The 23,995-nt window shown below is 62.2% G+C and carries 21 protein-coding genes; 8 read left to right on the top strand and 13 right to left on the bottom strand.

Features of this window, described 5'->3' with window-relative positions; genetic code table 11:
• Positions 1-10 precede the first annotated feature (10 nt).
• From cpaB to AAF563_17945, 4 genes are all read right to left on the bottom strand, one after another.
• A complete protein-coding gene (gene cpaB, locus AAF563_17930; GenBank protein MEM7123165.1) occupies positions 11-1,609 on the bottom strand; it encodes a Flp pilus assembly protein CpaB in 1,599 nt (532 codons plus the stop codon).
• Positions 1,610-1,850: 241 nt separating this feature from the next.
• A complete protein-coding gene (locus tag AAF563_17935) occupies positions 1,851-2,420 on the bottom strand; it encodes a prepilin peptidase (GenBank protein MEM7123166.1) in 570 nt (189 codons plus the stop codon).
• Positions 2,421-2,596: 176 nt separating this feature from the next.
• Positions 2,597-2,827 carry a Flp family type IVb pilin gene (locus AAF563_17940; protein ID MEM7123167.1) on the bottom strand — a complete coding sequence of 77 codons (231 nt, stop codon included), beginning with the start codon at positions 2,825-2,827 and terminating at the stop codon, positions 2,597-2,599.
• Positions 2,828-3,142: 315 nt separating this feature from the next.
• Positions 3,143-3,445: a hypothetical protein gene (locus AAF563_17945; protein MEM7123168.1), complete on the bottom strand. Its 303-nt coding sequence runs from the start codon at positions 3,443-3,445 to the stop codon at positions 3,143-3,145.
• 120 nt (positions 3,446-3,565) lie between these two features.
• Between AAF563_17945 and AAF563_17950 the strand changes: the two genes are divergently transcribed.
• Positions 3,566-4,306: a sulfite exporter TauE/SafE family protein gene (locus AAF563_17950; protein ID MEM7123169.1), complete on the top strand. Its 741-nt coding sequence runs from the start codon at positions 3,566-3,568 to the stop codon at positions 4,304-4,306.
• Here AAF563_17950 and AAF563_17955 read toward each other — a convergent pair.
• The 4 genes from AAF563_17955 to AAF563_17970 all read right to left on the bottom strand — a co-directional run bounded on the left by AAF563_17955 (position 4,303) and on the right by AAF563_17970 (position 7,170).
• Entirely contained in the window at positions 4,303-5,544 is a 1,242-nt protein-coding gene (locus tag AAF563_17955) for a glycosyltransferase family 87 protein (GenBank protein ID MEM7123170.1), read from the bottom strand. The genes AAF563_17950 and AAF563_17955 overlap by 4 nt on opposite strands.
• A 103-nt stretch (positions 5,545-5,647) precedes the next feature.
• On the bottom strand, positions 5,648-5,914 hold the full coding sequence (locus AAF563_17960) for a hypothetical protein (protein MEM7123171.1): 267 nt from the start codon (positions 5,912-5,914) through the stop codon (positions 5,648-5,650).
• A 29-nt stretch (positions 5,915-5,943) separates the two neighbouring features.
• The gene (locus tag AAF563_17965) at positions 5,944-6,213 is read right to left on the bottom strand and encodes a hypothetical protein (GenBank protein MEM7123172.1); all 270 of its coding nucleotides are present in this window, start codon (positions 6,211-6,213) and stop codon (positions 5,944-5,946) included.
• A gap of 369 nt (positions 6,214-6,582) precedes the next feature.
• A complete protein-coding gene (locus tag AAF563_17970) occupies positions 6,583-7,170 on the bottom strand; it encodes an NAD(P)H oxidoreductase (protein MEM7123173.1) in 588 nt (195 codons plus the stop codon).
• Positions 7,171-7,312: 142 nt separating this feature from the next.
• On the opposite strand from AAF563_17970, the gene AAF563_17975 reads away from it, so the two are divergent.
• Positions 7,313-8,143 carry a phytanoyl-CoA dioxygenase family protein gene (locus AAF563_17975; protein ID MEM7123174.1) on the top strand — a complete coding sequence of 277 codons (831 nt, stop codon included), beginning with the start codon at positions 7,313-7,315 and terminating at the stop codon, positions 8,141-8,143.
• A gap of 7 nt (positions 8,144-8,150) precedes the next feature.
• On the opposite strand, the gene AAF563_17980 is transcribed toward AAF563_17975, so the two are convergent.
• The 4 genes from AAF563_17980 to AAF563_17995 form a co-directional block, all read right to left on the bottom strand.
• Entirely contained in the window at positions 8,151-11,624 is a 3,474-nt protein-coding gene (locus AAF563_17980; GenBank protein MEM7123175.1) for an FAD-dependent oxidoreductase, read from the bottom strand.
• A 65-nt stretch (positions 11,625-11,689) separates the two neighbouring features.
• On the bottom strand, positions 11,690-12,463 hold the full coding sequence (locus tag AAF563_17985) for a phosphoadenylyl-sulfate reductase (protein ID MEM7123176.1): 774 nt from the start codon (positions 12,461-12,463) through the stop codon (positions 11,690-11,692).
• Entirely contained in the window at positions 12,460-13,020 is a 561-nt protein-coding gene (locus AAF563_17990; GenBank protein MEM7123177.1) for a bifunctional precorrin-2 dehydrogenase/sirohydrochlorin ferrochelatase, read from the bottom strand. The genes AAF563_17985 and AAF563_17990 overlap by 4 nt, the downstream gene beginning before the upstream one ends.
• A gap of 397 nt (positions 13,021-13,417) precedes the next feature.
• The gene (locus tag AAF563_17995; GenBank protein ID MEM7123178.1) at positions 13,418-14,851 is read right to left on the bottom strand and encodes an aldehyde dehydrogenase family protein; all 1,434 of its coding nucleotides are present in this window, start codon (positions 14,849-14,851) and stop codon (positions 13,418-13,420) included.
• 240 nt (positions 14,852-15,091) lie between these two features.
• Here AAF563_17995 and AAF563_18000 point away from each other — a divergent pair, with 240 nt between their 5' ends.
• The 3 genes from AAF563_18000 (at position 15,092) to AAF563_18010 (ending at position 18,672) form a co-directional block, all read left to right on the top strand.
• Entirely contained in the window at positions 15,092-15,886 is a 795-nt protein-coding gene (locus AAF563_18000) for a ferredoxin--NADP reductase (protein MEM7123179.1), read from the top strand.
• A 261-nt stretch (positions 15,887-16,147) separates the two neighbouring features.
• Complete coding sequence (locus AAF563_18005; protein MEM7123180.1) at positions 16,148-18,502, top strand: DUF1989 domain-containing protein; 2,355 nt, start codon at positions 16,148-16,150, stop codon at positions 18,500-18,502.
• Positions 18,503-18,534: 32 nt separating this feature from the next.
• Positions 18,535-18,672, top strand: a complete 138-nt coding sequence (locus tag AAF563_18010) for an entericidin A/B family lipoprotein (GenBank protein MEM7123181.1) — start codon at positions 18,535-18,537, stop codon at positions 18,670-18,672.
• Positions 18,673-18,756: 84 nt separating this feature from the next.
• On the opposite strand, the gene AAF563_18015 is transcribed toward AAF563_18010, so the two are convergent.
• Positions 18,757-20,163, bottom strand: a complete 1,407-nt coding sequence (locus AAF563_18015; GenBank protein MEM7123182.1) for an acyl-CoA dehydrogenase family protein — start codon at positions 20,161-20,163, stop codon at positions 18,757-18,759.
• Between the two features lie 414 nt (positions 20,164-20,577).
• Here AAF563_18015 and AAF563_18020 point away from each other — a divergent pair, with 414 nt between their 5' ends.
• From AAF563_18020 to AAF563_18030, 3 genes are all read left to right on the top strand, one after another.
• Positions 20,578-21,867 (top strand): ABC transporter substrate-binding protein, encoded by a 1,290-nt coding sequence (locus AAF563_18020; GenBank protein MEM7123183.1) that lies wholly within the window; start codon positions 20,578-20,580, stop codon positions 21,865-21,867.
• A 128-nt stretch (positions 21,868-21,995) separates the two neighbouring features.
• Positions 21,996-22,877: a branched-chain amino acid ABC transporter permease gene (locus tag AAF563_18025; protein ID MEM7123184.1), complete on the top strand. Its 882-nt coding sequence runs from the start codon at positions 21,996-21,998 to the stop codon at positions 22,875-22,877.
• Positions 22,874-23,968, top strand: a complete 1,095-nt coding sequence (locus AAF563_18030; GenBank protein ID MEM7123185.1) for a branched-chain amino acid ABC transporter permease — start codon at positions 22,874-22,876, stop codon at positions 23,966-23,968. Before AAF563_18025 ends, AAF563_18030 begins: the two co-directional genes overlap by 4 nt.
• Positions 23,969-23,995: the final 27 nt, after the last annotated feature.

A 23,995-nucleotide genomic window follows, 5' to 3' on the forward strand; every position in this document is an offset into this window, starting at 1 on the left:
CTCTAGGAGGCTATCCTCCCGAGCCGGAAAAGATGAGATCCTGCGGTATTGTTGAGCGGTACACTCGCACCTGGCCGGCATCGCCATTTAGTGTCTCGTCATAGATCAGGACACTGTCATTGCCGAAACCCTTTGGCGGTGGCGGTAACGTTAGGCCGTATAGAAGGTCCACCATCGCGCGACTCGCTTCGAAGTCAGACGTGTAATCCGCCAACCTTGTCTCGCCGCCAGGTTCATCGCCACGCAGGACAAGTGTCAGTGTTCCTTCCGACAATGCCAACGCAATCAGCTCCGCTTGTGACGGCGTTACTTCGAGCGTCGCACTCAAGGTCTGCGGATCGATAGCTGGTACGCCAGTTGCGTTATCGAAAACGCGTTCGATATGGAGGACGCGAATGTTCTCCAAGAACATCTCGCTGAATCTGCGCGGATCCTTGATGGGTTCGTCGGATTGGTCTTCTAGCTCGAGGTTATAGATGACATCGACGTAGGCGCCGGGCATGACGAAGCCCGAAACACCGCGTGTTTCGTCGACGGGAACCGTAATGGCACGCATTCCAGGTTCTAACGCCGTCTCAATGTAGCGGTCTTCGTTCGGCAAGAGGAGTTCGGCCGCTGTTATTGGCTGACCACCCTCGAGGTCCTGTAGCAGAAGGCCGCTCCGCAGAGCATTGGGATCGCTGACGCCCTCAACGATCCAATCAAATTGGACCTGATCCGCTGGCATGCTCGCCCACTGCCAATCCTGATCATTGAGCAGCGTACCTTCAGCTAGGTCTCTGCTGGCGACCAGAACGCGGGTCCCTTCCGGCATGTTCCGGCCCAGGTAACTGCTTACTGCAAAGTCGGGACTAAAGCTGCGCGGAATCTCGCTTAAAGCGCCTTCGACGCGACTGCGGAGGGATAAGCTAAGTGCGCCCATCTGATTGGCCACCGCGAGGGCCTGTGCTTGGTTGGGCGTGACTTCCAAAGTGACGGTTTCGGCGACATCCGCCAACGTCTCGTTGGAGCCCTCCTCTCCGGTCCCCATGGAAACGGCTTGGTCGATGGCCAACACCCGGATGTTCTCAAGGGCCGTTTCGCTGATCACTCTATTGGCCGTATCGCCGGTCACCGGATCCTGGGTCGGGATGTCGAAGACCATCAGCACATCGACCCGGTCACCGGGCAGAATGAACCCTGCTGTGCCGCTCCTGGCCGTCACAGCAATAGTGACCGCACGCATACCGGGAGTGAGAACGCCGGAAAGGAATCCAGCGTCGCCGCGATGAAACACTTTCGAGGACAAAACCGGTTCGCCCCCGACCATTTCGACGCGAACCGCAGAGCCGACAAACTCACCAATCTCAGCGCGACCGTCTTCGCTACCCTTAGTTATGTAGTCGGCACTGACTGACTGCTCAGGCCATGATTGCCACCGCAGATCGTCATCGCGGACAATACGCCCGATTGGAAGGCTCTTCGCGGCAACCAGAACATCAACCGTGCTTTCCGAGACCACCGTAGGCTCGACATTGCGCGCTGCTTCTTCAGTTTCCGACAGGAAGCGGCTAACCAAAAAAGCAACAGTACCTGCGATCGCCAGAGCAACGACAATCAAGATGATCATGATGGGACGCATGGAGAGTGTCAGCCGTCCAATTTAATTGATAGTTGAGTCGCGATTTTGCCCCTATCCACGAAGGTACCTCTCGACCGCTGTTAAGCTACGTCAACCAAACGAGGTACACCATTGTGATAGCTGTGACCCCAATCACTCAGACAGTATGCAACCGTTTTCACAGTACACCCGCAAGCAATATATTGTTGTCCACAGCTAAAGGCTACGGGTTTTCCACAAGATATTGGGCTTAGGTAGGAAAAGCTGTTGAAAAGATTGGCAAGCGAAACCAAACGATCCAGCCCGCGATCGCGATGGCGACGCCATAGGGAAGTCCGGATGACGGGTTAAGGAGCTTGCCAAGCCAGGCTTGCTGAAACTCCCGGTTGCGTGTGCAGCGCCTTGCCAGAAGCAGCGCGACGGCGATCAAGCCGCCAGCGCAGGCAGTGTAGATCAAAAGTGGAACAATGAGTGGCCATCCGGTCCATATGGCAGCCGCGGCGAGTAGTTTGACGTCGCCACCGCCAATCATCCCTCGAAAGAAGAGCAGACTGACAACGACTAGCACCAGCATACCGACGACGCCATGCCAGAGAATTGTTGTCACATCGGCGCCAGACAGTGCCATGGCGGGAATAGCAAGCAACGCCAAACCCAGGCAGAGAGTGTTAGGAATCAGATATCGCAGCACGTCACCGACGGCAGCGAGGCTCAGCAATGCCGGAAACGTACACGCAATAACGACTACCAGAAGTTCGAACGAGTCGGCTCCCAATACATCCATCCTTAGAGTGTGGATCGCCGAGACGGCGCTGAGCAAGCCCCGCCGATCGCGAGGGATTAGGCTCCCTTGGACAGTCCTTCAGTGAACAGGTGGCGAATAGGCGTCAGGACGAGCGGTAAGTCGTCGACGCAAAGTGGACCCGACATATGCTACGAGGGTGCGCGGTTTCCCACGCACCCTCGCTACGATTACAGAACGAGCGACAGTTGGTCTTAGCCGCCGCTGCTGCTGCCACCGCTGCCGCCGGTCGTGCCCGCCTGCTGCAGGGCGCCGGACGTCTTGGTGAACAGATTGTTGATGTCGCCACCCAACGCCAGAAGAACGGCGATAATGGCAACGGCGATGGCGCCGGCAATCAGGCCGTACTCAATGGCGGTGACGCCCTCCATGTTCTTACGGAGAGCGGTAATGTTGGCAAGAACGTGCGTGTAAAGCTTAAGCATATGTCCCTCCTGAGGGATTGTTTCGCGGAGAGGCTCGCCGGGACGAGCTGACCGCGTAGATCCTGTACCCAAGCTGGGAAACCCTCGTGGGGTCACCCAGCGCCCCGGTTGATCGAAAGTATTAATTCGAAAGCTTAATAAATCGTTACGTTCGGAAACGTCGAGAGCCTGAACGCCGACAATCGCTTCGACTGTGACAGCCGCCACATTTGAACAGCTCAAATACTATCTTAGCGATAATGGCTGTCGAGAATATCAATCAAAGATATGGCAGATTCGCGCTGGCTGCCGACGAATCGCCACTTGCCCGAGGCCTTACCCAGACGGCGCAGATCCACTGTTTTCTTTGTCTTTTTTGTGATTGAGGGCGCGCCTTAGCCACGATTCGATTCGTTCGCGCCGCCTGAGCAGCCAGGGAATGTCCTGGGCGAGGACGATCAGGCCGATCGGCAACATCCAAAGCCCCAGAACCGGAAAGAACCAGAGGAAACCGCCCAAACAGAGCGCGACGCCCAGGCTGATACGCAACCATTTAGGCTGGCGCGCGACCCATGCCTCGAACCGATCCAGGCCATCAAGCAGTTTTTGGGGGTCGAGATACGTTTTGATGCCGGCCATCGATTTCCTTGGCATTCCGTGGCCAGCAAATCGGCCTTCGGGGCCGGCATGTCAACCGGCGCTTGCCTTTTGTAGCGGCGCCATGGGATGGGATGCGGGAGTTTCGATCCGGAAACCGAGATGTTCTTTACCGAACTCTTAACGTGGAGTTTAGCCGCCGCCGCCTGCGTTGCCTTCACGGGCGCGCTGATCGGCGGTTTTGCGGGCTTCGGCCTCAATCTGGTCATGACCCCAATCCTCGCGGTCGTCATGAGCCCGGTCGAGGCGGTGCCGGTGGTGGCGATCCTGGGCCTCGTCAACGCGGTGCGCATGCTGGGCGGCACCTGGCGCTGGATGGACCGGCGCGAGGTCGTCGTTATGGGATTGGTCTCGGTGCTGACAGTCCCGATAGGCGCCTGGATACTGGTCAACGCGGATGCGGTCCTGATGCGCCGCGTGATCGCCGCGGTCGTGATCGTGTTCACCTTGATCCTGCTGGCGGGCTGGCGTTACCGCGGGCCCAGAACGACGGCGACCCATGCCGCGGTCGGCGCGCTTTCGGGCATTTTGAACAGCGGCGTCGGCATCGGCGGCCCGCCGGTCGTGCTTTACCAACTCTCGCGCGACGGCGACCCGGCGGTCGGACGCGCCAACCTGGTGGGTTTTTTCACCATCCTGGCGGTTGTCACCATCATCATGTTCGTCATCAACGGCGCCATGGATGAAGTCGCCCTGGGCCGATCGGCGCTGTTGGCGCCGCTCGTCCTGATCGGCACATGGTTTGGCATGCGCCATTTCAGCACCGCCACGGCGCCGACTTATCGCCGGATAACCCTGGGTTTCCTGCTGGTCGTCTCAGCCGTCATCGTTGTCCTGGGCTAATCGGTTCCGTCGGCTGCCGCGCCGATGCGTTGCCATCGCTTAACGCCGATGTCGGCGGTCATGACGATCAGCGCCGCGAGGACGACGAGTGGCGCAACCGGTAATCCCGATAGCGCCAGCGCAGGTCCGATCACGGGCATCGACAGCGCGGCTGCCGCCAGCGCGCCGCGCAATACGCCAAACCGGGCCCGACCGGATGACATCCACATCAGGACCGCGCCGCTGAGGGCGGCCATGTCATAGTTGAAGACGTAAGGCGAGACCACGATGGTTGCGACGATCGTCACGGCAGCGGCAGCGCACCGATCGGCGTCGTGGCGCGTCACCCAAGCGGCCCACAAGGCCGCGGCGACGCCAACGATGGCGAAGGGCGCGTGAACCAGAAAGGCCGACGGTGTCTCAGCCCCAAGATCGCGACTCGCCATGAAACCGGTCGGCATCATCGCGGTGAACAAGCCTGACCATTCTGTCATGATATCGGTCTGATAGGGCAGCGTGATGTCGATAAAGCTGACCCAGGGCTGCCAGCCGAAGGCAGCGATGGAAACCAGGATCAAGACAGCGGTCGTCAAGACTGCGGCGATGATGGTGCGCCAGTTCTGCTGAACCAGCAGCAGGATCGGGACCAGGATGCCCAGCTGCGGCTTGATGGTGAGAATGCCCAACAGGATGCCCGCCAGCCATGGCCGATGATCGCGTAGCGCCAGACCGCCAAGCAGCAACGCGCCGGTCAGCATGCCGTTTTGTCCTAGGAAGATGTTCGCGAGCACGACCGGAGCGATCGCCAGGACGATCAGACCCAACGGTAGCGAAAGGTCGAGCGACCGAAGCGCGGCCACAAAACAGCCAACGCCGACCAGGCACCACAGAACATAGCCCGTGATGTAGGGCGTCAGACCGAGTGGGGCGAGCAAGGGCAGGAAGTGGGGCGGATAGGACCAGTTGTGTTTGGGGAGCGCTTCGCCGAAATCAGCGCGCAGTCTCATGAGATAGTCATCAGGCAAGAACAGCCACTCGACGTTGCCCTCGATGACGGCCCGACCGCCGGTCCAGTAGTTGATGTAGTCGCGCCCAAGCGGGTAGCCCGACGCTTCGACACGCCCGTCTACGGTCCCAAGGATTGTGACGATGAAGTAGACGGCGGCCAGGGTAACCAGCGCCAGGACAACGACCAGAACCAGAAGCGTGCGGCTTTCCAGTTTTCCTGACGGCGTTGTCGGTTTGGTCGTGTTCGGCACGGATCGACCCCCTCCGCCGAAAGACGAGACGGAGGGTCGACTACCTCATGACCTACAATGTGACAAGGTTCGTCCCGCCGGCGGGTCGGGACCGCGTTGACCGTCAGACCATGCGTTTGACGGTGAAGGCGAGCACGAGCAGACCAATCACCGCGCCGATGCCGGTGGCGATATAGACGTCGAAGCCGCCGATCCAGTTGATCAGGCCGTAGACTTCGGCGCGTACGGAACGGGCTTGGTGTTCGGCGGAAAAGAACACCTCGACGATAAACACGCCAAGCGCGGTCGACGCCAGGATGGTCACGACAGGTACCAGGACGGACTTCACCGTCGCGAGGAAGCGTCGTATCGGCTTGGGCGTGGACAGCATCTTAACGTTACCAGTCGGCGGAACCGCGCTCAGGAGAGCTTCCGCCATACATTAAGGTTCAACAGATAGGAGTCGGACGAAACGCCGACGCTGGCGAACCGGTTCTCGACCATCTTGACCGTCGGTTCGACGATCAGGCCGGCCTTGATCGCGTCGTCCATGGCGTCCTGGAGCTTCTTCGCGGCCAGCAACGCGGCATCGGCGAGCTCGCGGTCCGAACGGCGTCGCGTCACGGCGCCGTCAAAACTGACGACCTCGGCAGGTGTTGGCGTGGCTGCGGCGATGTGGCTCTGTGACATCCTAATCCTCTGACCTAATCCTGTGGGCCCGCGGCCATTCGTCCCGGGCCGTTTTCTTGATCTTGCGTGGTTACCGATATGGCACGGACCAAGCATGCTTGCCGCTCATGCTGGAAGCCATGTCGCGCATGACGTCAGGTGAGAAGGCATTCAGAATAAGGATTGGCCACTTCGTCATCTGAGCACTGCTCAAATCGTCGCAGGGCCCAGGAACCGGTCCTTAGAGCAAATCGGCACTGCGGAGCTCAGTAGCGCAGGGAAGCCGGGCGAAACGGGGAGTTTCGCCAGTTTCGGGCCGCGAGGCCGGTTCATTGCCGCCTATGAGCAGCGGCTTTTCACGTCACCATAACGATTGCTTATGGTTGGCTGTTACCGTCCCTCGGTGAGACCGTCGGCAAAGTGGCGGCCCAGTTCGCGGGCCTCGGCAATCATGGCCGCCGGCCGCTCACCGCCATCGGTAGAGTGGTGCAAATAGGCGAAACGCCCGTCCTCGATGCCGCAGTAGTTGAAGATGCCGGTGACGATCTGGGTTTCGATCGCCGTGTCGTAGCCGCGTTTGGCATAGGTTGGGTCGTCGGAGGCCGACAACCCGATGGCCAGCGCGCGCTTGTGAGGCAGAAACGCCGACCCATAGGCCCAATCCTTGTTCCAGACACGGTCGATCCAGCCCTTCAGCACCGCCGGCATCGACCACCACCAGATTGGAAACACCAGGATCACGGCGTCGTTGCGTTCCATGCGGGCCATCTCGTCCTGGACGGCCGCCGAATAGACCTTGTCCTCGCGTTCCCAGTCCGGCTCGTCGGGTTCCCTTAAGACCGGATCGAAGCCCTCGCCGTAGAGATCGGCGAGCTCGGCGTCGTGACCGGCATCGCCAAGACCGGCGACAACGGCATCAGCGACCTGACCCGTTAGCGAGTCCCGGCGTGGATGACAAAAAACGACCAGCACCTTCATGGAACGCCCCCATCGTGATCCGCATCCTGTTTACGGTGCCGGCGTCTCCCGCGCCATCACTTGTTGACATTACTTGACCATCGATCGGGTTCGCGGCACGTGCCATGATGTCCGTTCCATCGATTCTGCACGCGACACGACCATGGCGTCACGCACATTGACGGATAACGAGATCGACGCGTTCGAGCGCGACGGCGTGGTCCTGGTGCGCGAGGCCGCCGACATGTTGTGGATTGACCGTCTGAACGACGTCGTCAAAACGCAGCTCGCCGAACCCAGCCGCTGGGTCAATGACGCGAACCCCGGTGCCGAGCGCGACCGCTTCTTCACCGACCGCTATCTGTGGCGCGACAACGCGGCGATCAACGCCTTTGTCTTCGAAGGCGGCATGGGGGCCCTGGCCGCCCAGGCGACGCGCAGCGTGACCATGCGTTTCTACTTCGATCATCTACTGGTCAAGGAGCCGGGCACCGCGACGCCGACGCCATGGCACCAGGACATTCCCTATTGGCCGTTCATGGGTCACCAAATCTGTTCGGTCTGGCTGGCGCTGACCGATTGTGACGCGCGCTCGAGCGGGCTGGAGTTCATCCGCGGCTCCCATGCCGACCGCACCATCTTCAAGCCCGAGGTCTTCGGTGCGCGCGACAATCATCCCTCCGCATGGCAAGCCGATGGCGGTGGCAAACCGGTGCCCGACATTGAAGCCAACCGCGATGCCTATGACATCGTGAGCTACGACACCCACGCTGGCGATGCCCTGGTGTTTTCGGCCTGGACGCTGCACGGCGCGCCGGGCAACAGTTCGCCTGATCATCGCCGCGCGGCGATCTCCACCCGCTGGCTAGGCGACGACGCCGTCTGGTTTCCCCACGACGGTACCGATCCAACGGTCAGCGAAGACGATGTCAATCTGGAATCCGGCGATCCCGCCCATGACGACACGGTGTTCCCCGTCGTGTGGGCGAACTGAAAGCCGCCTATTCGGCAGCCGGCCTTAACGCCATTTCACGCAGCGACCGATCGATCCAGAAGCGGGTCAGCTTTTCGTGCACGCCGTTCTGGGCGAGCCGTTGGGCAAGGCCAGGGAAGTCGACGCAGTCCAGCATCTGATCCTGGTTGAAGCAGGAGAAGACGGGCGGCCGGCGTTCGCCGGTCAAGGGATCGACATGTGGCTGCAGGCACTGGGCGCAGACCTCTTTCATCATGCACTGCATCGGACTGTTGATACTGCCGATCGCCGTGTGCTCGGGCTTGAGCCAGGGCGAGAAGGCGCCAAAGCGCGCTGCTTTGACCGCGGCCATCATCTTGTCGGAGCCGATGGCGATGATACGGTCGACCTCGTCCAGGCCGATCGTCACCTCACCCAACTCGCCCGCCTGATAGGCGGTGACCGCATCGACGATGTTGCCGACAAAGCTGCGGTCCTGGGGCCGGCTCGGTTCGAAGCCCGGCTGTTCGTCGCACGCCCAGATAATGGTGTCGGCGGCCTGCTCGATCTCCGCGACCTTGTAGCGGTCCTCGACCTTCCGATAGCCGGCGACATAGAGCACGCGGCTGCCGGCCTCGCGCATCGCGCGGCCGATGGAAAACAGAACGGCGTTGCCCAGACCGCCGCCGAACAAAAGGACCGTTTCACCCGACGGGATCTCGGTCGGCGAGCCGGTCGGGCCCATGACGATGACCGGTTCGTCCTTGCGCAGATTGGCGACCAGGTCCGACGAGCCACCCATTTCCAGGACGATTAGCGACAACAGGCCGCGCTCGGGATCGGTCCACGCGCCGGTCATGGCGAGCGGCTCCATGGCGAGCAGGGTGTCGGCGGGCCTGCCGCTGAAGCTCTCGTAGTTCTGCAGGCGGTAGAATTGGCCGGGCTTGAAGTTCGCCGCCGCCTCGGGCGCGTGGACGACAACCTCGACAATGGTCGGCGTCAACCGCTCGACCCAGGCGACGGTCGCGACCAGACGTTGGGTCAGGTCATCGAAGAAGGCGGCTTCGCCAACATTTGCCGCCGCGTCCAGCTTCTCCAGCATGCGGGTGATGACGGGATAGGCGCGCTTGGCGCCGCCCATGGCCTTCACGACATTCCCGGCGAAGCTTGGATGCAGGTCGCCGTGAAAGCTGACCGAGCGGCCGTCCGGCGCGATGTGCATGAGGACGTCGGTCTCGGCCGGCTTGGCGACCTGTTCCGGCGCGACCGGCTCTGCCGCCTCGTCGAACGCCTGGAAGTACTTGCCGTCCAGCGAGACATGGGCGCTGTCTTCGCGCGCCAGAACCGTGTTCGGCTGGGTGCCGGCGGCGACCAGGATGGCGCGTGCCGGCAACGTCACCTCGTTGCCGTCCCCATCGGTCGTGACCAGGGCGCTGGCGTGACCGTACTCATCAATGTCGACACGCGTCGGCGTCAGGCCGGGCGCGAAGCTGATGCCTTCTTCCAGCGCCAGGGCGACCTCCTCGTGGTTCAGCCGGTAGCTCGGTGAGTCCGCGATGTCGCGGCGATAGGCGATGGTAACGCCGCCCCAGGACTGGACGAGCTCGCGTATTCGAGGTTCGCGGCCTTCCGCGGCGGCCTCCATGCGCTCGGTTCGTATGGCATAGGCATGAACCATGAATTCATCGGCGATGGCAGCTTCTTCCGCGCTCCATGTCGCGCGAAGGTGCGCTTCCCGGCCGTCGGCGGCGAGCGCCTCGTAGCGCGCCAGGAACTTCTCAACCTGCACGGGATAGTACGCCATCGACTCGGTCGCCGTGTCGACGGCGGTCAGGCCGCCACCGATGACGACGGCGGGCAGGCGAAGCTGCAGGTTGGCGATTGACGGCTGGCGCGCCGCGCCGGTCAGCTGCAGCGCCATCAGGAAGTCAGACGCCATGCGCACGCCGCGCGCCATGGCGTTCGGCATATCGATATAGGTCGGTTTGCCGGCGCCGGCGGCAAGCGCAATATGGTCGAAGCCGGCGGCGAATGCGCCATCGATGGTAAGCGTGCCGCCAAAACGAACGCCGCCAAACATGCGGAAGCTCTCGCGGCGCTCCAGCTGCAGGCGGATCAGCTTCAGGAAGTTCTTGTTCCAGCGCACGGTGATGCCGTATTCCGCGACGCCGCCAAATCCGGCCATCACCCGGTCGTCGAGGTCCTCGTAGAGCTGGTTAATACTGTGGATCGGCTGGAACGCGTGGCGGTTGCCGAGCAGATCGACACCGGAAATCTCCGGCTCCAACGGTTCGATCTTCAGGCCGTCGACGCAGACCACCGTGTGGCCGTCGTTCATCAGATGATGCGCCAGGTTGAAGCCGGCCGGCCCGACCCCGACGACCAGCACCTGTCGTCCGGTCTTTTCGCGTGGCACCGGCCGCTCGATGTTCAGCGGGTTCCAGCGCGACATCAGGCTGTAGATCTCGAATCCCCAGGGCAGCTCCAGAATGTCCTTCAGCGTGCGCGTCTCGATCTGCGGAATGTCGACCGGTTCCTGCTTCTGATAGATGCAGGCCTTCATGCAGTCGTTGCAGATGCGGTGGCCGGTCGCCGCGCATAGCGGGTTGTCGACCATGGCGACGGCAAGGGCGGCAAGCGACAGGCCGGAGGACTTTAGAAGGTTCATCTCCGAGACCTTCTCGTCCAGCGGACAGCCGGCCAGCGTCACGCCATGCGGGCTCTGCTTGAACGCGCCCTCCTTGTCTTTCAGTCCGGTCGAGCAGCTATCCTTGCCCTGGTTGTGGCACCAGATGCAGTAGTTGGCGTGATCAAGCGCTGCTTCCAGGTCCATGCCGTGATCGGTCAGCGCGAACCCTTCGCGGCGGCGCAGATCGTGCTCGGGCAGACGCAACATGGTGACGCCGCCGATCTCGACCGTCTCGACCGGCACCAGGTGGTCCGGGTTCAGCTTCTCCGGCAGATGAAACAGCGGGCTCTTGCGGTAACGGTGCCGGCCCTCGTCCGACAACGCCGCCCAGGCGGCGAAGCGGGCAGCGGCATCAAGCGCCTCGGCGTTTGCCTCTTCGTCGTCGAGCCAGGCCATCACGGCGCGGGCGAAGGAGAGCTCGGTCAGTATCTCGCCGATCAGTGCCTCGACGACGCGGCGCAGCTCAGCGCCATCGGCTGCGGCCAGTTCGTCGGGCTTGAACGCCTTGGCGGCACGGCGGCGCACGAAGATGCGCTTGCATTCGTAAATCGGGTTGAGCCGGTCGCGCTCGCCGCGCAGCGTCGCCAATTCGTCGCCGACGCCGAACAGCTCGGTTACGAAGTCTTCGACCGTCGGCCCGAGGTCGGTGAGCAGATCGGAATGGGTCTTGGAGTCGAGGCCAGTGGGCTCGCTGCGTGCGGCCATCAGGCGGTTGAACAACTCGGCGTCGTTTTCCTTCAGACGATCGACGAAGCAGCGGTCCAGGCGCACCAGACCCTCGCGGTCATAGAGGTCGTCGAAGGAAAACCCGAATGCCAGGGAAAGCTCGGTCATGGCCACCTTGGGGAACGGAACAGGTGCGCCGGACGTCGCGGGCACCGGCGCGTCGGCCTTATATATCATCCTGCCTGTTGGGCAACGTCTGGGACGGCCGCCTCCTTGATCACCGGCGTCGGCGATTCCATCAGGTGAATGCCGCACTCGGCCTTGGCGCGGCCAGCCCAGCGGCCGTCGCGGATAGCCTCGTCGCCGCTTACCGGACGGGTACACGGCGTGCAGCCGATCGACACATAGTGGCGCTCCAGCAGCGGGTGCTTGGGCAGGCCGTGGCGGGCGATGAACTGAAAGACATCGCGTTTGTCCCAATCGGCCAGCGGATTGATCTTGACCCAGCCGTCGGATGCCTCGACCGACGGTAGGCTTTGTCGGCCGCCGCCATGGAACCGTTTGCGACCGGTGACCCAGGCAGCAAAGGGCGTCAGCGCCTGGACCATCGGCGTTACCTTGCGCAGGAAACAGCAGGCGTCGGGATTGTCGCGCCACAGCGTGCCGCCAGGGTCGGTCGCGGCGATATCGACGATGTCGGGACCGGCGGAACGCACGCCGGTCAGACCCAGACGGTCGATCACGTCGTCACGATAGGTGAGTGTCTCCGGGAACAACTTACCGGTATCCAGAAAGATCACCGGGATGGCCGGGTCGATCTCGGCGGCAAGCGCCAGGAGCGCAACCGCCTCCGCGCCAAACGAGGACGCGACGGCAATCTCGCCGGCGAACGGGCCTTCAATGGCTGCTCGCAGCAGGTCGTGACCCGACAGATGACCGTGGTCCAGGGCGAACTCCGCGGCTCGCCGTTTTGCGCGGTCGCGGCGCTGCTGACGCCAGCCGCTCATCCGAGCCACCCCTGTTCGTCGATGTAGCGGTCGGTGCGCCGTTTGACCGCCGCCATGTCGGCGCCGTCGGCGCGCCAGCCGTCGCGCACCTCGGCCAGTTCGTCAAGGCGTCCGGCCCATTCCGGTCCGAACAGCCGCTCTACATAACGTCGAAGCGATCCGGCCAGACCGGGCGCGCGGCCGGCGGTCGAGATGGTAAGGGTCAGGTCGCCGCGCCGGACCAGGGCCGGCAGGTGGAAGTCGCAATAGGGTTTGCGGTCCTCGACATTGACCAGGACCTTCAGCGCCCGGCAGGCGTCAGCGATCGGCCCCGCGACGGCGTCGCTCAGACCGGCGACAAACACTACGTCGGCCTGGGCGAGGTCGCGGGTTTCCGGCAGACGCGCCACCAGACGTGCGCCGGCCACGGCCGACAGGGCATCGCCGGTCTTGTCGGAATAGACCGTGATATGGCGCGCGCCTGCGTTTTCGCAAAACTTGAGCTTGCGCGCCGCCGCCGCGCCACGCCCGACGATCGCGATCTTCAGGCGGGTGACGTCGAGCTGAACGGGTAGCATATCAAGCCCCTCCTGCACGGCGGACTTGTTCTAAAGACAAGCCAGATTTGGGTGTCTGGGGGCTGGTCAGGGACATCACCATGGTCGGTCTCCGCAGATCCGAGTTCCTGTTGGCCGGATCTTCTGCTTGCGGGTCGCCGACGGTGGCGCGGGCAAAAAAATGCCGCCCTCTCAAAGTGATGGGCGGTCTGCCCACCGCTTTAGCCGTATTTCTAGAGCGCCCGCAAGCTGATGATCAAATCGGCGCTGTGGGGGAGAATATGCGCGGCGATCGGCGGACGCGCAAACGAGAAATGCTAGGGCGATTGATAAGAATTTCTAGGGAATAAAGCCAATCGGCCTCCCCGCAACGGATGTGCGGGGAGGCCGAAAGGTTTCGAACGGGAAAGCGCTGGGCTTACTGCCAGCCGCTCACCGACTTTACTTCCAGGAAGTCCTCGAGGCCCCAAACGCCGCCTTCGCGGCCATTCCCGGACTGGCGGTAGCCGCCAAAGGGAGCACCGGGACCACGTGAATGGCCATTGATCTCGACCATGCCGCTGCGCAGCACGCGGGCTGCCCGGTGGGCCCTATCAAGGTCCTGGGTCTGAACATAGTTGGTCAGGCCATAGGCGGTGTCATTGGCCATCTCGATGGCTTCGTCTTCGCTGTCGAACGGCGTGATGGCGAGAACCGGACCAAAGATCTCCTCGCGCCAGATCGTCATGTTCTGATCGACATCGGCAAACACGGTCGGCCGCGCGAACCAGCCGCGGTTCAGGCCCTCTGGCCTGCCGGTGCCGCCAGCGACCAGCCGGGCGCCCTCGTCGATGCCCTTCTGGATCAGACCCTGGATCTTGTCCCACTGCACTTCCGAGACGACGGGGCCGATCTGGCTGCCGTCGACATCGGCGGCCGCGACCTCGGTCTGCTGGGCGACAGACTGCGCCGTCTCGACCGCCTTGTCGTACATGGAGCGTTCGACCAGCATCCTGGTCGGTGCGTTGCAGGACTGGCCAGAATTGTTGAAGCAATGGCGTACGCCGCGTGTCACTGCCTTCTCGTCGGCGTCGGCGAAGATGATGTTCGCGCCCTTGCCGCCCAGTTCCAGCGTCACGCGCTTGATCGAATCGGCGGCGTTCTTGGTGATCAAACGGCCCGCCCGGGTCGATCCTGTGAAGCTGACCATGTCGACATCGGGATGGACGGCGAGCTGCGTGCCGACGCCCGGGCCGTCGCCATTGACCAGGTTGAAGACGCCGGCGGGAATGTCGGCGGCATCGACCATCTCGGCAAACAGGTAGGACGAGAGCGGCGCCACCTCAGACGGCTTCAAGACGACCGTGCAGCCGGCGGCAAGCGCCGGTGCGACCTTCAGCACCACCTGGTTCATCGGCCAGTTCCACGGTGTGATCAGCGCGCAGACCCCGATCGGCTCCATCAGGATGCGGTCGCCGGGCGCGTGGTCGCCCAGCATGCGGTCAAACTGGAAGGTCTTCAGCGTCTCGATCGCGTCTTTCATATGGCCGATGCCGGCACCGACCTGTGCGCTGCGCGCCAGGGCGATCGGCGCGCCCATCTCCTGGCTGATCGCCTGGGCCATCTCCTCGGCACGATCCTTGTAGGCAGCGAACAAACGCTCCAACACGGCCACCCGTTCATCCTTGGGACTTTGCGCCCAAGCGGGCAGGGCGGACTTTGCCGCGGCGACGGCCATGTCCGTATCGGCCTGACCGCCCAGCGAGATCGTCGCGAACGGTTCCTCGTTAGACGGGTTCAAAACGGTCAGTTCTTCGCCTTCGATCGGCGCTACCCAGGCGCCGTTGATGTAAAACTGGCGTGCGTCCAGCATATCCTTCTCCTTTGACGGTGTGTTCCCTCAGGTGATCCCAACGCCTCGGGGTCGCGAGTTGTCGACTCGAGATAGCCCCACGAAACGGCCGAAAAAGAGAGTCTATGTAATGCGAATGATTATTATTTGCAATACGCTACGGTGCGCTATAGAACGCCTGCGCGATTGAGTCTGAGACTGCCGTCGCCCGCAGACTCCACGCCCGAATGTGACCGATCCGGACTGTGAGGAGCCTGTTGCGTGAGTATCGAAGACCTGACCCTGCCCAAGTCGGTCACGCAGGAACGCGTTGAGACCGTCCACCATTGGACCGACGAACTTTTCTCGCTCCGCGTCTCGCGGCCGGTCAGCTTCCGCTTCCGGTCCGGCGAATTCGTCATGCTGGGCCTGATCATCGACGGGCGACCGCTTCTGCGCGCGTATTCCATCGCCAGCCCGTCATGGGATGACGGCCTCGACTTCTATTCGATCAAGGTGCCGGACGGACCGCTCACATCCCACCTGTGTCATGTCAGACCGGGCGACGACGTTCTGCTGGGGCGCAAGCCGACGGGCACGCTCGTGCTCGACGCGCTCAAGCCTGGCGGCCGTCTATTCCTGTTCTCCACTGGAACGGGTATAGCGCCTTTCGCCAGCCTTATCCGCGACCCCGAAACCTACGATATGTTCGAGCACGTCGTGCTGACGCATACATGCCGCAACGTGGCGGATCTTCAGTACGGTACGGATCTGATTGAGAGCTTGGTCCATGATCCGCTGATCGGCGACGTCGTGCAGGGAAGGCTCACCTACTATCCCAGCGTAACCCGCGAGGACCACGTTCATCGTGGCCGCATCACCGACCTGATCGAAAGTGGCAGGTTTTTCGAGGATATCGGCATGGACGGGCTCGATTGCGCCAGCGACCGGGTGATGATCTGCGGTTCCATGGCCATGATCTCGGACACGCGGGCCTTGGTCGAGGCCGCGGGTCTGAAAGAAGGCTCCAACGCGGCGCCGGGCGACTACGTGGTTGAAAAGGCCTTCGCGGACTGAGAGCGGGTCATGATTAGGTGGAACCGTCTGTCGGCTCCACCTAACCCTGTGAATCCGCTCTCTATCTATGAATAGAGCAGATTCACCTGCCTTGACGGAGCCGCGATGCGATTCCATCAAAACAGGATCTGCTCTAACAGCAACCGACTTCCAATTTTTACTGACTATCGTGGGCCGTGCCGCCTCGGTTGCGGCGATGCGGTCTTGCGCAGTAAGCTCGTCGCCGCGACCCCCCGGACGACAAACTGCTGGATGATGACTATGGCCTTGGCCGAATCCCAGACCAGCCCAGTCCGGCCGCGACTTTTGTTGCCGGGTCTGGCCCGTTCAAAGCCGGGACAAGAACAGTACCGCGTCGCCGGGGGCGGCTCGGTGACGGTGCCGGTGTTCGCTGGCGACCAGATTCACATCATGGATCCTGAAGGCCGTCAGGCCTGCGAAGTCGTCGCCGTCACCGCTGACGGCCGCGAGGCGCCCGGCCTGTTGGGCGCTGACGATGGCGGGCCCGGCCACGGCTTGCGACAGATGGTCAAAGCCGGCGGCGCCAACGGGGCCGATCTGCTGGCGGCGCTCGAAAAGCGTGGCCTTGACCTTGCGTTTGATCGCGCCATTCACTGTTTCGGCGCGGAGACGCCAGCATTCGAAACGGTCGCGTTCACGGTCGACGACGACGGTCTCGTCATTGTTGCCGCACCGGGCGAAGACATGGCGGTCGATGCGCACGATCCGGCGACGGCGCTTGAGCTGACGATTCAGCGGGCCGATCCCAAACGGGCGGCCGAAGCCACGTTGCCCGACCCGCTTGCCGATGTGCGTCACGAGCACCGGATCCTCGCCGGCACCGCGCACGCCTTTGAAGTGCGCGCGGGCGAGTTCATCCAGATCATGGATATCGAGGGGCGCGAGTGTTCGGACTTTCAGGCTTTCGCGACCCGCCAACTCGACAAGGGTATCGAGCGCGACATCGATCCGACCGCGACGCGCACGCTGATGGGCGCCATCTATCCGGGTCCGGGCCTGTTCTCGAAGTTCTACGACACCGACCTCGAGCCCAAGCTGGAGCTGATCCAGGACATGGTCGGACGCCACGACACGTTCGGCTTCGCCTGCACGGCGAAGTACTACGACGACAACGGCTATCCCGGTCACGTCAACTGCACGGAGAGTTTCAACAACGCGCTGGCGCCCTACGGTATCGCGCCGCGCGGTGGTTGGCAGGCTATCAACTTCTTCTACAACACCAACATCGACGACAACCACCAGCTCTATCTGGACGATCCGTGGTCCAGGCCCGGCGACCATGTCATCGTGCGCGCGCTGGAAGACATGGTCTGTATCGCCTCGGCCTGCCCCGACGACATTACCGCTGCCAACGGCTGGAACCCGACCGACATCATGGCCCGGGTCTACGCCCCCGAGAACGTTTTCAAGAAAGCGATCGCCTTCCGCATGACGCCCGACGCCGAACCCGAAATGACTAAGGAAACCGCGTTCCACGCACGCACGTCCGAACTGACCCGCAACATCACCGAATACAACGGCTATTGGTTGCCGACCCACTACAACAACCACGGCAAGGTCGATGAGTATTGGGCTTGCCGTGAGGGCGTGGTGGCGCTTGACCTTAGCCCCTTGCGCAAGTTCGAGGTGACCGGTCCCGACGCCGAGGAACTGATGCAGCGCACCCTGACGCGCAATGTCAGGAAGCTGGCCGAAGGCGAAGTCGTCTATTCAGCCATGTGTTACGAACACGGCGGCATGATCGACGACGGCACGCTGTTCCGCATGTCCGACACCAACTTCCGCTGGGTCGGCGGCAGCGACTATGGCGGCAAATGGCTGCGCGAGAAGGCGGTCGAATGGGGCCTGCGCGCCTGGGTTAAGTCGTCGACCGACGAGCTCCATAACTTCGCCGTCCAGGGACCGAAGAGCCGCGATCTCCTCCGCGACGTCATCTGGACGCCGCCGACGCAGCCGTCGATGGACGAGATCGCGTGGTTCCGCTTCGCGATCGGACGGATCGGCGGCCACAACGGCGTGCCGGTCGTCGTGTCGCGCACCGGCTATACCGGCGAGTTGGGTTATGAAGTCTGGTGCCATCCCAAGCACGGGACCGAGGTCTGGGATGCCGTGTGGCAGGCGGGCGAACCCCATGGCCTGACACCGCTCGGGCTCGACGCCCTCGACATGCTGCGCATCGAGTCCGGTCTGATCTTCGCGGGCTACGAGTTCGACGATCAGACCGATCCGTTCGAAGCCGGCATCGGTTTCACCGTCGCGCTGAAACACGGCGAGGACTTCGTCGGCCGCGACGCGCTGGTCCGGCGCAAGGAAAACCCGCAGAAGAAACTTGTCGGTCTGGAGCTCGAAGGTGGCGAAGCCGCCGGCCATGGCGACTGCGTTCACATCGGCCGCCCGCAGATCGGCGTTGTCACATCCGGCATGAAATCGCCCATATTGAAGAAGAACATCGCCTTGGCCCGGTTGGACGTGGCGCATGCTGAGCCCGGCACCGAGGTCGAGGTCGGAAAGCTCGACGGCCATCAAAAGCGTATTCCAGCGACCGTCGTTCCCTTCCCATTCTATGATCCCAAAAAGGAACGGCCGCGGTCATAATGCATCACCCCATTCATCGAGGAGGAAAAAGCATGAAGGGTATTCTGTCGTTGTTGGCGATTATCGGTTTCGCGCTTGGCATCACCGCTTGCAACACGGTCGAGGGCGCCGGCAAGGATGTCGAGGATTCCGGCGAGTGGATTCAGGATCAGGCGGAAGACGATTCGTAAACTGCCGCTAGTCATCTGAACAAAAAATGGGCCGGCGCCTGGTAAGGCGCCGGCCCGTTTCTTTAAGTGCGGATGAAGCGGTCGCTACTCGGCCGCTTCGGCCCCTGCCTCGCTCATCAGGCGTTCGGCCAAGGCGCGTTTTTGCGCGGCGTCCATCTTCTTTACCTCGTTGTCGATGGCGCGTTCGTTGATCGCCTGGTTCCAGTAGTCCAGCGAGTCGAAGCCGAGCAACGCGTACTTGCCGACGAACTGGCGCAGCACCTCGTTGGTCGGGCCCATGACCCAGCCGGCCTTGGCGTCGCGCAACAAGCGCTCCATGCCGAGAGAGGCCTTGTAGGCCGAACCGCCGCAGGCGTGCAGCATCTTGTCGGAGACCTCATGCACGTTCTTCGCGGCCTGGAACTTAATCTGCCACATCCACGGCAGAAGGTCGGAACGCGGCAGGTTCAGCTGGTCGCCTTTGTGGATCGACCAATCGCAGTTGTTTGTCACGTCGTCCAATGCACGCGCCATGCTGTAGACGAACATGCGGGCGGCATTGGTGCCGATGATCGCTTCGCCGACATAGTCCTGGATGGTCGGGTAGTCGCAAACCCGCAAACCCACATCAACGTGCTTCTTGCGCGTCGTATGCTGCTTGGTCAAATCGATCATCGCCATGGCGATCCCGTTCCAGGCGCTGGACGAATTGATCAGGAAGAACGGATCGACCGACTCGTCGTTCGAATAGGCGCCGTCGCCCTTCGGTCCGACCATGCGGTCGGCGGGGATCTCGATGTTGTCGACCAGGAGCGCGCCCGACTGGTTGCCGCGCATGCCCATGCCGTCCCAACCGGCGACATCGGCGTCGACTTCGTCGGCCAGGATCAGCCAGCAGGATAGGTCCGAATAATCGCCACCGAAATCCGGGCTGGTCGTCTGTACGATGTACCAGTCGGCGAAGCCGCCGGACGTCGTCCAGGACGACTTCTTCAGCACCTTCCAGCCGTTATCGGTCTTCTCGGCGCCGGATGAGACGGGATACCAGAAGTGAGAGCCGGTCTCCGGGTCCGAATAGGACAGCGTGCCGATCAGAACGTCCTTGTCGATTCGCGACAGGATGTCTTTGATCGTGTCGTTGTCGTGGTGACGCAGGCAGGCTGCCGACACAGCGCCATAGTGCATAGTCAGGCACATTGCCGTCGACGGGCAGCCGTAGCGCGCGACCGTCTCGACGACCATGGCCGACGCGACGTGGCTTTCGCCCATGCCGCCCAACTCCTTCGGCACCAGCAGTCCCAGCGCGCCGATCGAGGCCAGGGCCTCGAAGTTCTTGCGCGGGAAGGTAAACGTCTTGTCGGAATCAACGGCGTTGTCGCGCAGCGTCGATGCGCTCAACGCGATGATTTTTTCCTGCAGTTCCTTCTGCGCGTCGGTCAGCAAAAACTGCGGATCGAATTCGTAGCCGAGGCCCTGGAATTCTTCCGAGCCCCACATTTTGGTATCGCTCATTTGTCCCACCCCGATGTTCGTGGTAACCGCCCATTTGGCCTCGCTCGACGAGGCCTTGCATCCTGCATAGCACCGCATCGACGACGCGCGCAACCAACGTGCCGTGGTGAATGAGGCCAGACCAATTCCATACCAATTGAGCGCCGCGGAAGCCCAATTCGAACGCCTTGTGAATCATGCATTTGGCGTTCCCACCGTCGGTTCGATGCGCCGGTCGACGCACCTTTTCACTCTGGGTGGTCTCTAGCGTCAGATTTTGTGGAACGAACGGAGCCGCGCTGCTGGAGTCGCGGCGTCGAATTGGTTGGGCTGGTTCTGTGCCGGCCCAGCAGCGAAGTCGGAATCGCCAACCAATCAATCTCCTGCCTATAATGGCGGTGCTTGGCTTCATGAAATCTGGGGAGACACGTAACAATGGCCATGAGACATCTGAACCGCCGTCACTTCCTGGGCACGTCGGCTGCCGTCGGTGCCTCGGCGCTGACCGGTGTTGGCCGTCCCGGCAAGGCGAACGCGGATAACGAAACAATCAAGATCGGGTTCCTGGCGCCACTGACCGGCGACGTCGCCGCCTGGGGGCTGCCCGGCCTCTACGGCTGTGAGATCTGGGCCGACGACCACAACACCATGGGCGGTGTCGAAATCGGCGGCACCATGTACAACATCGAGATCGTCTCGTTCGACAACGAGTACCTGCCCGATAAGGCAAAGACCGGCGCTACCAAGCTGATCAAGGAAGACGGCGTCAAGTTCATCCAGATGTTGGGTGGCGACACTTGGCCCGCCGTGCAGCCGATCGCCAACCGCGAAAAGATGCTGGTGTCCACGTTGCTGCCGTCGGACCTGTCGCCGGATACACCCTATCTGGTCGCCCCGGCGGAGGTGCATCCGATCTACAACGTCACCGGCGTGTGGTGGATGGCAGAGAACATGCCGGACGTGAAGACCACGGTCATCTGCGGCCAGGACGACGCCATCGGCCGTCCGTCCGTTGCGACCTATCAGGCGGCGTTCGAGGCCCACGGTATCACCGTCAACGACACCATCTTCTTCGACATCTCGACCACTGACTTCGCGCCGGTGGTGACGTCGATGCTGTCGTCCAATCCGGACTGTCTGTGCCTCGATACGGCCTATGCGGAGTTCGTCAACGAGTTGTGCAAGCAGGCCTATGAGCAAGGCTACAAGGGCAAGATCATTTCCTGCACGGCCGACTTCTATGCCGACATCATTGCCAACACGTCGGAGGAGTTCATGGAAGGCATGATCTTCCAGTTCCCCGATTTCGACGATCCGGCACTGAACGATCCGCGCATCAACTTCGGCGACCCCAACGGTTTCTTCAAAACCTATAACGAAAAGCACCCCGGCGAATGGGGCGCGGTCTCGTGGGAGTACGCGTCGATCCTGGATCTTTGGCTTTCCGGCGCCCAGAAGGCCGGCAGCGTCGAGCCGGAAGCCGTGCTGGAAGGCATGAAGGACGGCGGCATCGGCGCCCATGCCTTCGGCGAAGCCAACTGGTGGGGCGAGGAGTTGTTCGGCATCGACAACGCGCTGGTCGGCAACTGGCCGGTTGTGCAGATCCAGAACGGTAAGGCCGTGATCGTGGAGTTCAAGAGCATCCCCGATTGGTGGGACCAGCATAAGGACATCATGATCAAGAAGTTCGAGGACATGGGTGAGATGTGGTACCAGCGCTCCTAGGGCGCCGGCGCACCATCGCGCATCTTGACCTTATGTGACTGACCAAATCGGACCCTCCTCCGGCGTGTCGGGGGAGGGTCCGTTGTCATCGTGGCGGTCCTGTCACCAACAAATCCGAGTGATGCCTTATGCTTGACGGCGCACTGCTGCTTCAGACCTGTCTCAATGCGATCTATGCGGCGAGCTATCTGTCGCTGATCGCCGTCGGCCTGGTGCTGATCTTCGGTGTGATGCGCGTCGTCAACTTCGCGCACGGCGAACTTTACATGGTCGGCGCGTACGCGCTGTTCTGGGTGTTCTCTCAGAACGAGCTGCCGTTCTTCCTGGGCGTCGCGGTCGCTATCGTCGGTGTCGGTCTGATCGGGCTCATCATGGAGCGCGCGCTGTTCCGCCCGATGCGCGATAACCCGCTCGGCGGCCTCATCATGTCGATCGGTGTCCTGTTGATGCTGCAGGCGCTCGCGGTCCAAGCCTTTGGCGTCCGCAAGAAATCCATACCCGGGCCCTATCACGGCAGCATCGAACTCTTCGGCATCGAGGGCCTGACGATCTCGGCCCAGCGTCTGGTCGTGATCGCCTTCGCCGTTGTGCTGTTAGGCGCGCTGTGGGCGTTTCTGAAGCGTAGCAAACTCGGCTGGGCGCTGCGCGCGGTCGCCCAGGATCCAGAAGCCGCCTCGCTGCAGGGCATTTCGATCGGCAAGATTTCCATGCTCGCCATGGTGCTGGGGGCGGCGTTGGCCGGTGCGGCCGGCGCGCTGACCGCCACCATCGTGCCGACCGGCCCCTATATGGGCCACTCGGTCATCATCGCCGCCTTCATCGTCATCATCGTCGGCGGGGTCGGCAGCCTTGAAGGCGCCGTTATCGCCTCGATCCTCTATGCCTTCGTCGCGACGTTCGTCACCACCTTCGCCGATGGCGTCATCGCCGACATTGTCGGTCTGCTCTTGATGTTCGCCGTGCTGATCGTCAGGCCGCACGGCCTGTTCGGCAAACCGGAGCGGGCATGAGCTATCTGATCTGGGCTCTCCTGATCCTCGCCCCGCTGCTGCTTGCGGGTTTGAGTCAGGCCGGCGGCGCGGTGGCGGGCCGCGGCCCGCAGCGCACGATGTGGCTTTGGATCGCCGGCGTGGTCGGCTTCGCGGCACTCATGATCGCGCCCCATCTGGTGACCTATTCCCAGCAGGAGCTGCTGGTCTTTCTGGTCATCAACATCCTGATCGTCGCCAGCTATCGGCTGCTGACCTTGACCGGCGAGTTTTCACTCGCCCATGTCGTCATCGTCGGTGTCGGTGCCTACGGCTCGGCCCTACTGACCAAGCAAGTCGGCGTTCCCGTGCCAATTGCCATGCTGCTGGGCGCGGCGATTGCCGGTCTCGTCGCGTTCATCCTGAGCTTCCCGCTGTTTCGCATGAAGGGTTTCTACTTCCTGATCGGTTCGTTCGCCGCGGGCGAGGTCATCCGGCTCTTGTGGAAGCGCTTTCGCGAGCCCTTCGGTGGGCCCAAGGGCATCAAGCTGATCCCGGAGTTCCCGGGGTTTGAACTCTTCGGCATCCCGTTTGAGTTTTATGAACCCGTCACGTTCTACTACTTCGCGCTGATTATCGTCGGACTGTCGCTGTGGCTTCTGTGGCGCATCGAAAACTCGCGCATCGGCCTCACCTTTCACGCCGTCCACTGGCAGGACCAGCTCGCCGACTCGCTGGGCGTCAACACGCGGCGTTACCGTACGCTCGCATTCGTCATCGCCTCGGTGTTCGCCGGCTTGGCGGGCGCGCTTCTGGCCCACTATCTGGGCACCATCAATCCGAACCGGTTCGACGTCGACGAAATGGTCTATGTCCTCATCTGGGTGATCGTCGGCGGCACGGCGACGCTGTGGGGTCCGATCGTCGGCCTGATCGTTCTGACCGTCATCAACGAGGTCATTCTGCGCGAGCTGAATGTTGATGAACTGCGCCCGCTGTTCTATGGCGCGATCCTGATCCTCGCCATGCTGTTCCTGCCCTCCGGCCTGGAAACCTTGCCGCGCAAGATCAAGGAGCGCTTCAGCCGAGACAAGAAAGCAGCCGATGCTGTGGAGTTGACGACATCCCAATGACATACGGCCTGCGCCGGCGTGGCGGCG

The sequence above is a fragment of the Pseudomonadota bacterium genome, assembly GCA_039028155.1.
Taxonomy (GTDB): Bacteria; Pseudomonadota; Alphaproteobacteria; order SP197; family SP197; genus JANQGO01.

Bases quoted from the DNA above. Each gene is read 5' to 3' on its own strand.
- cpaB (MEM7123165.1), bottom strand. From the start codon at position 1,609: ATGATCATCTTGATTGTCGTTGCTCTGGCGATCGCAGGTACTGTTGCT.
- AAF563_17940 (MEM7123167.1), bottom strand. From the start codon at position 2,827: ATGCTTAAGCTTTACACGCACGTTCTTGCCAACATTACCGCTCTCCGT.
- AAF563_17945 (MEM7123168.1), bottom strand. From the start codon at position 3,445: ATGGCCGGCATCAAAACGTATCTCGACCCCCAAAAACTGCTTGATGGC.
- AAF563_17950 (MEM7123169.1), top strand. From the start codon at position 3,566: ATGTTCTTTACCGAACTCTTAACGTGGAGTTTAGCCGCCGCCGCCTGC.
- AAF563_17960 (MEM7123171.1), bottom strand. From the start codon at position 5,914: ATGCTGTCCACGCCCAAGCCGATACGACGCTTCCTCGCGACGGTGAAG.
- AAF563_17965 (MEM7123172.1), bottom strand. From the start codon at position 6,213: ATGTCACAGAGCCACATCGCCGCAGCCACGCCAACACCTGCCGAGGTC.
- AAF563_17970 (MEM7123173.1), bottom strand. From the start codon at position 7,170: ATGAAGGTGCTGGTCGTTTTTTGTCATCCACGCCGGGACTCGCTAACG.
- AAF563_17975 (MEM7123174.1), top strand. From the start codon at position 7,313: ATGGCGTCACGCACATTGACGGATAACGAGATCGACGCGTTCGAGCGC.
- AAF563_17980 (MEM7123175.1), bottom strand. From the start codon at position 11,624: ATGACCGAGCTTTCCCTGGCATTCGGGTTTTCCTTCGACGACCTCTAT.
- AAF563_17985 (MEM7123176.1), bottom strand. From the start codon at position 12,463: ATGAGCGGCTGGCGTCAGCAGCGCCGCGACCGCGCAAAACGGCGAGCC.
- AAF563_17990 (MEM7123177.1), bottom strand. From the start codon at position 13,020: ATGCTACCCGTTCAGCTCGACGTCACCCGCCTGAAGATCGCGATCGTC.
- AAF563_17995 (MEM7123178.1), bottom strand. From the start codon at position 14,851: ATGCTGGACGCACGCCAGTTTTACATCAACGGCGCCTGGGTAGCGCCG.
- AAF563_18005 (MEM7123180.1), top strand. From the start codon at position 16,148: ATGGCCTTGGCCGAATCCCAGACCAGCCCAGTCCGGCCGCGACTTTTG.
- AAF563_18010 (MEM7123181.1), top strand. From the start codon at position 18,535: ATGAAGGGTATTCTGTCGTTGTTGGCGATTATCGGTTTCGCGCTTGGC.
- AAF563_18015 (MEM7123182.1), bottom strand. From the start codon at position 20,163: ATGAGCGATACCAAAATGTGGGGCTCGGAAGAATTCCAGGGCCTCGGC.
- AAF563_18020 (MEM7123183.1), top strand. From the start codon at position 20,578: ATGGCCATGAGACATCTGAACCGCCGTCACTTCCTGGGCACGTCGGCT.
- AAF563_18025 (MEM7123184.1), top strand. From the start codon at position 21,996: ATGCTTGACGGCGCACTGCTGCTTCAGACCTGTCTCAATGCGATCTAT.
- AAF563_18030 (MEM7123185.1), top strand. From the start codon at position 22,874: ATGAGCTATCTGATCTGGGCTCTCCTGATCCTCGCCCCGCTGCTGCTT.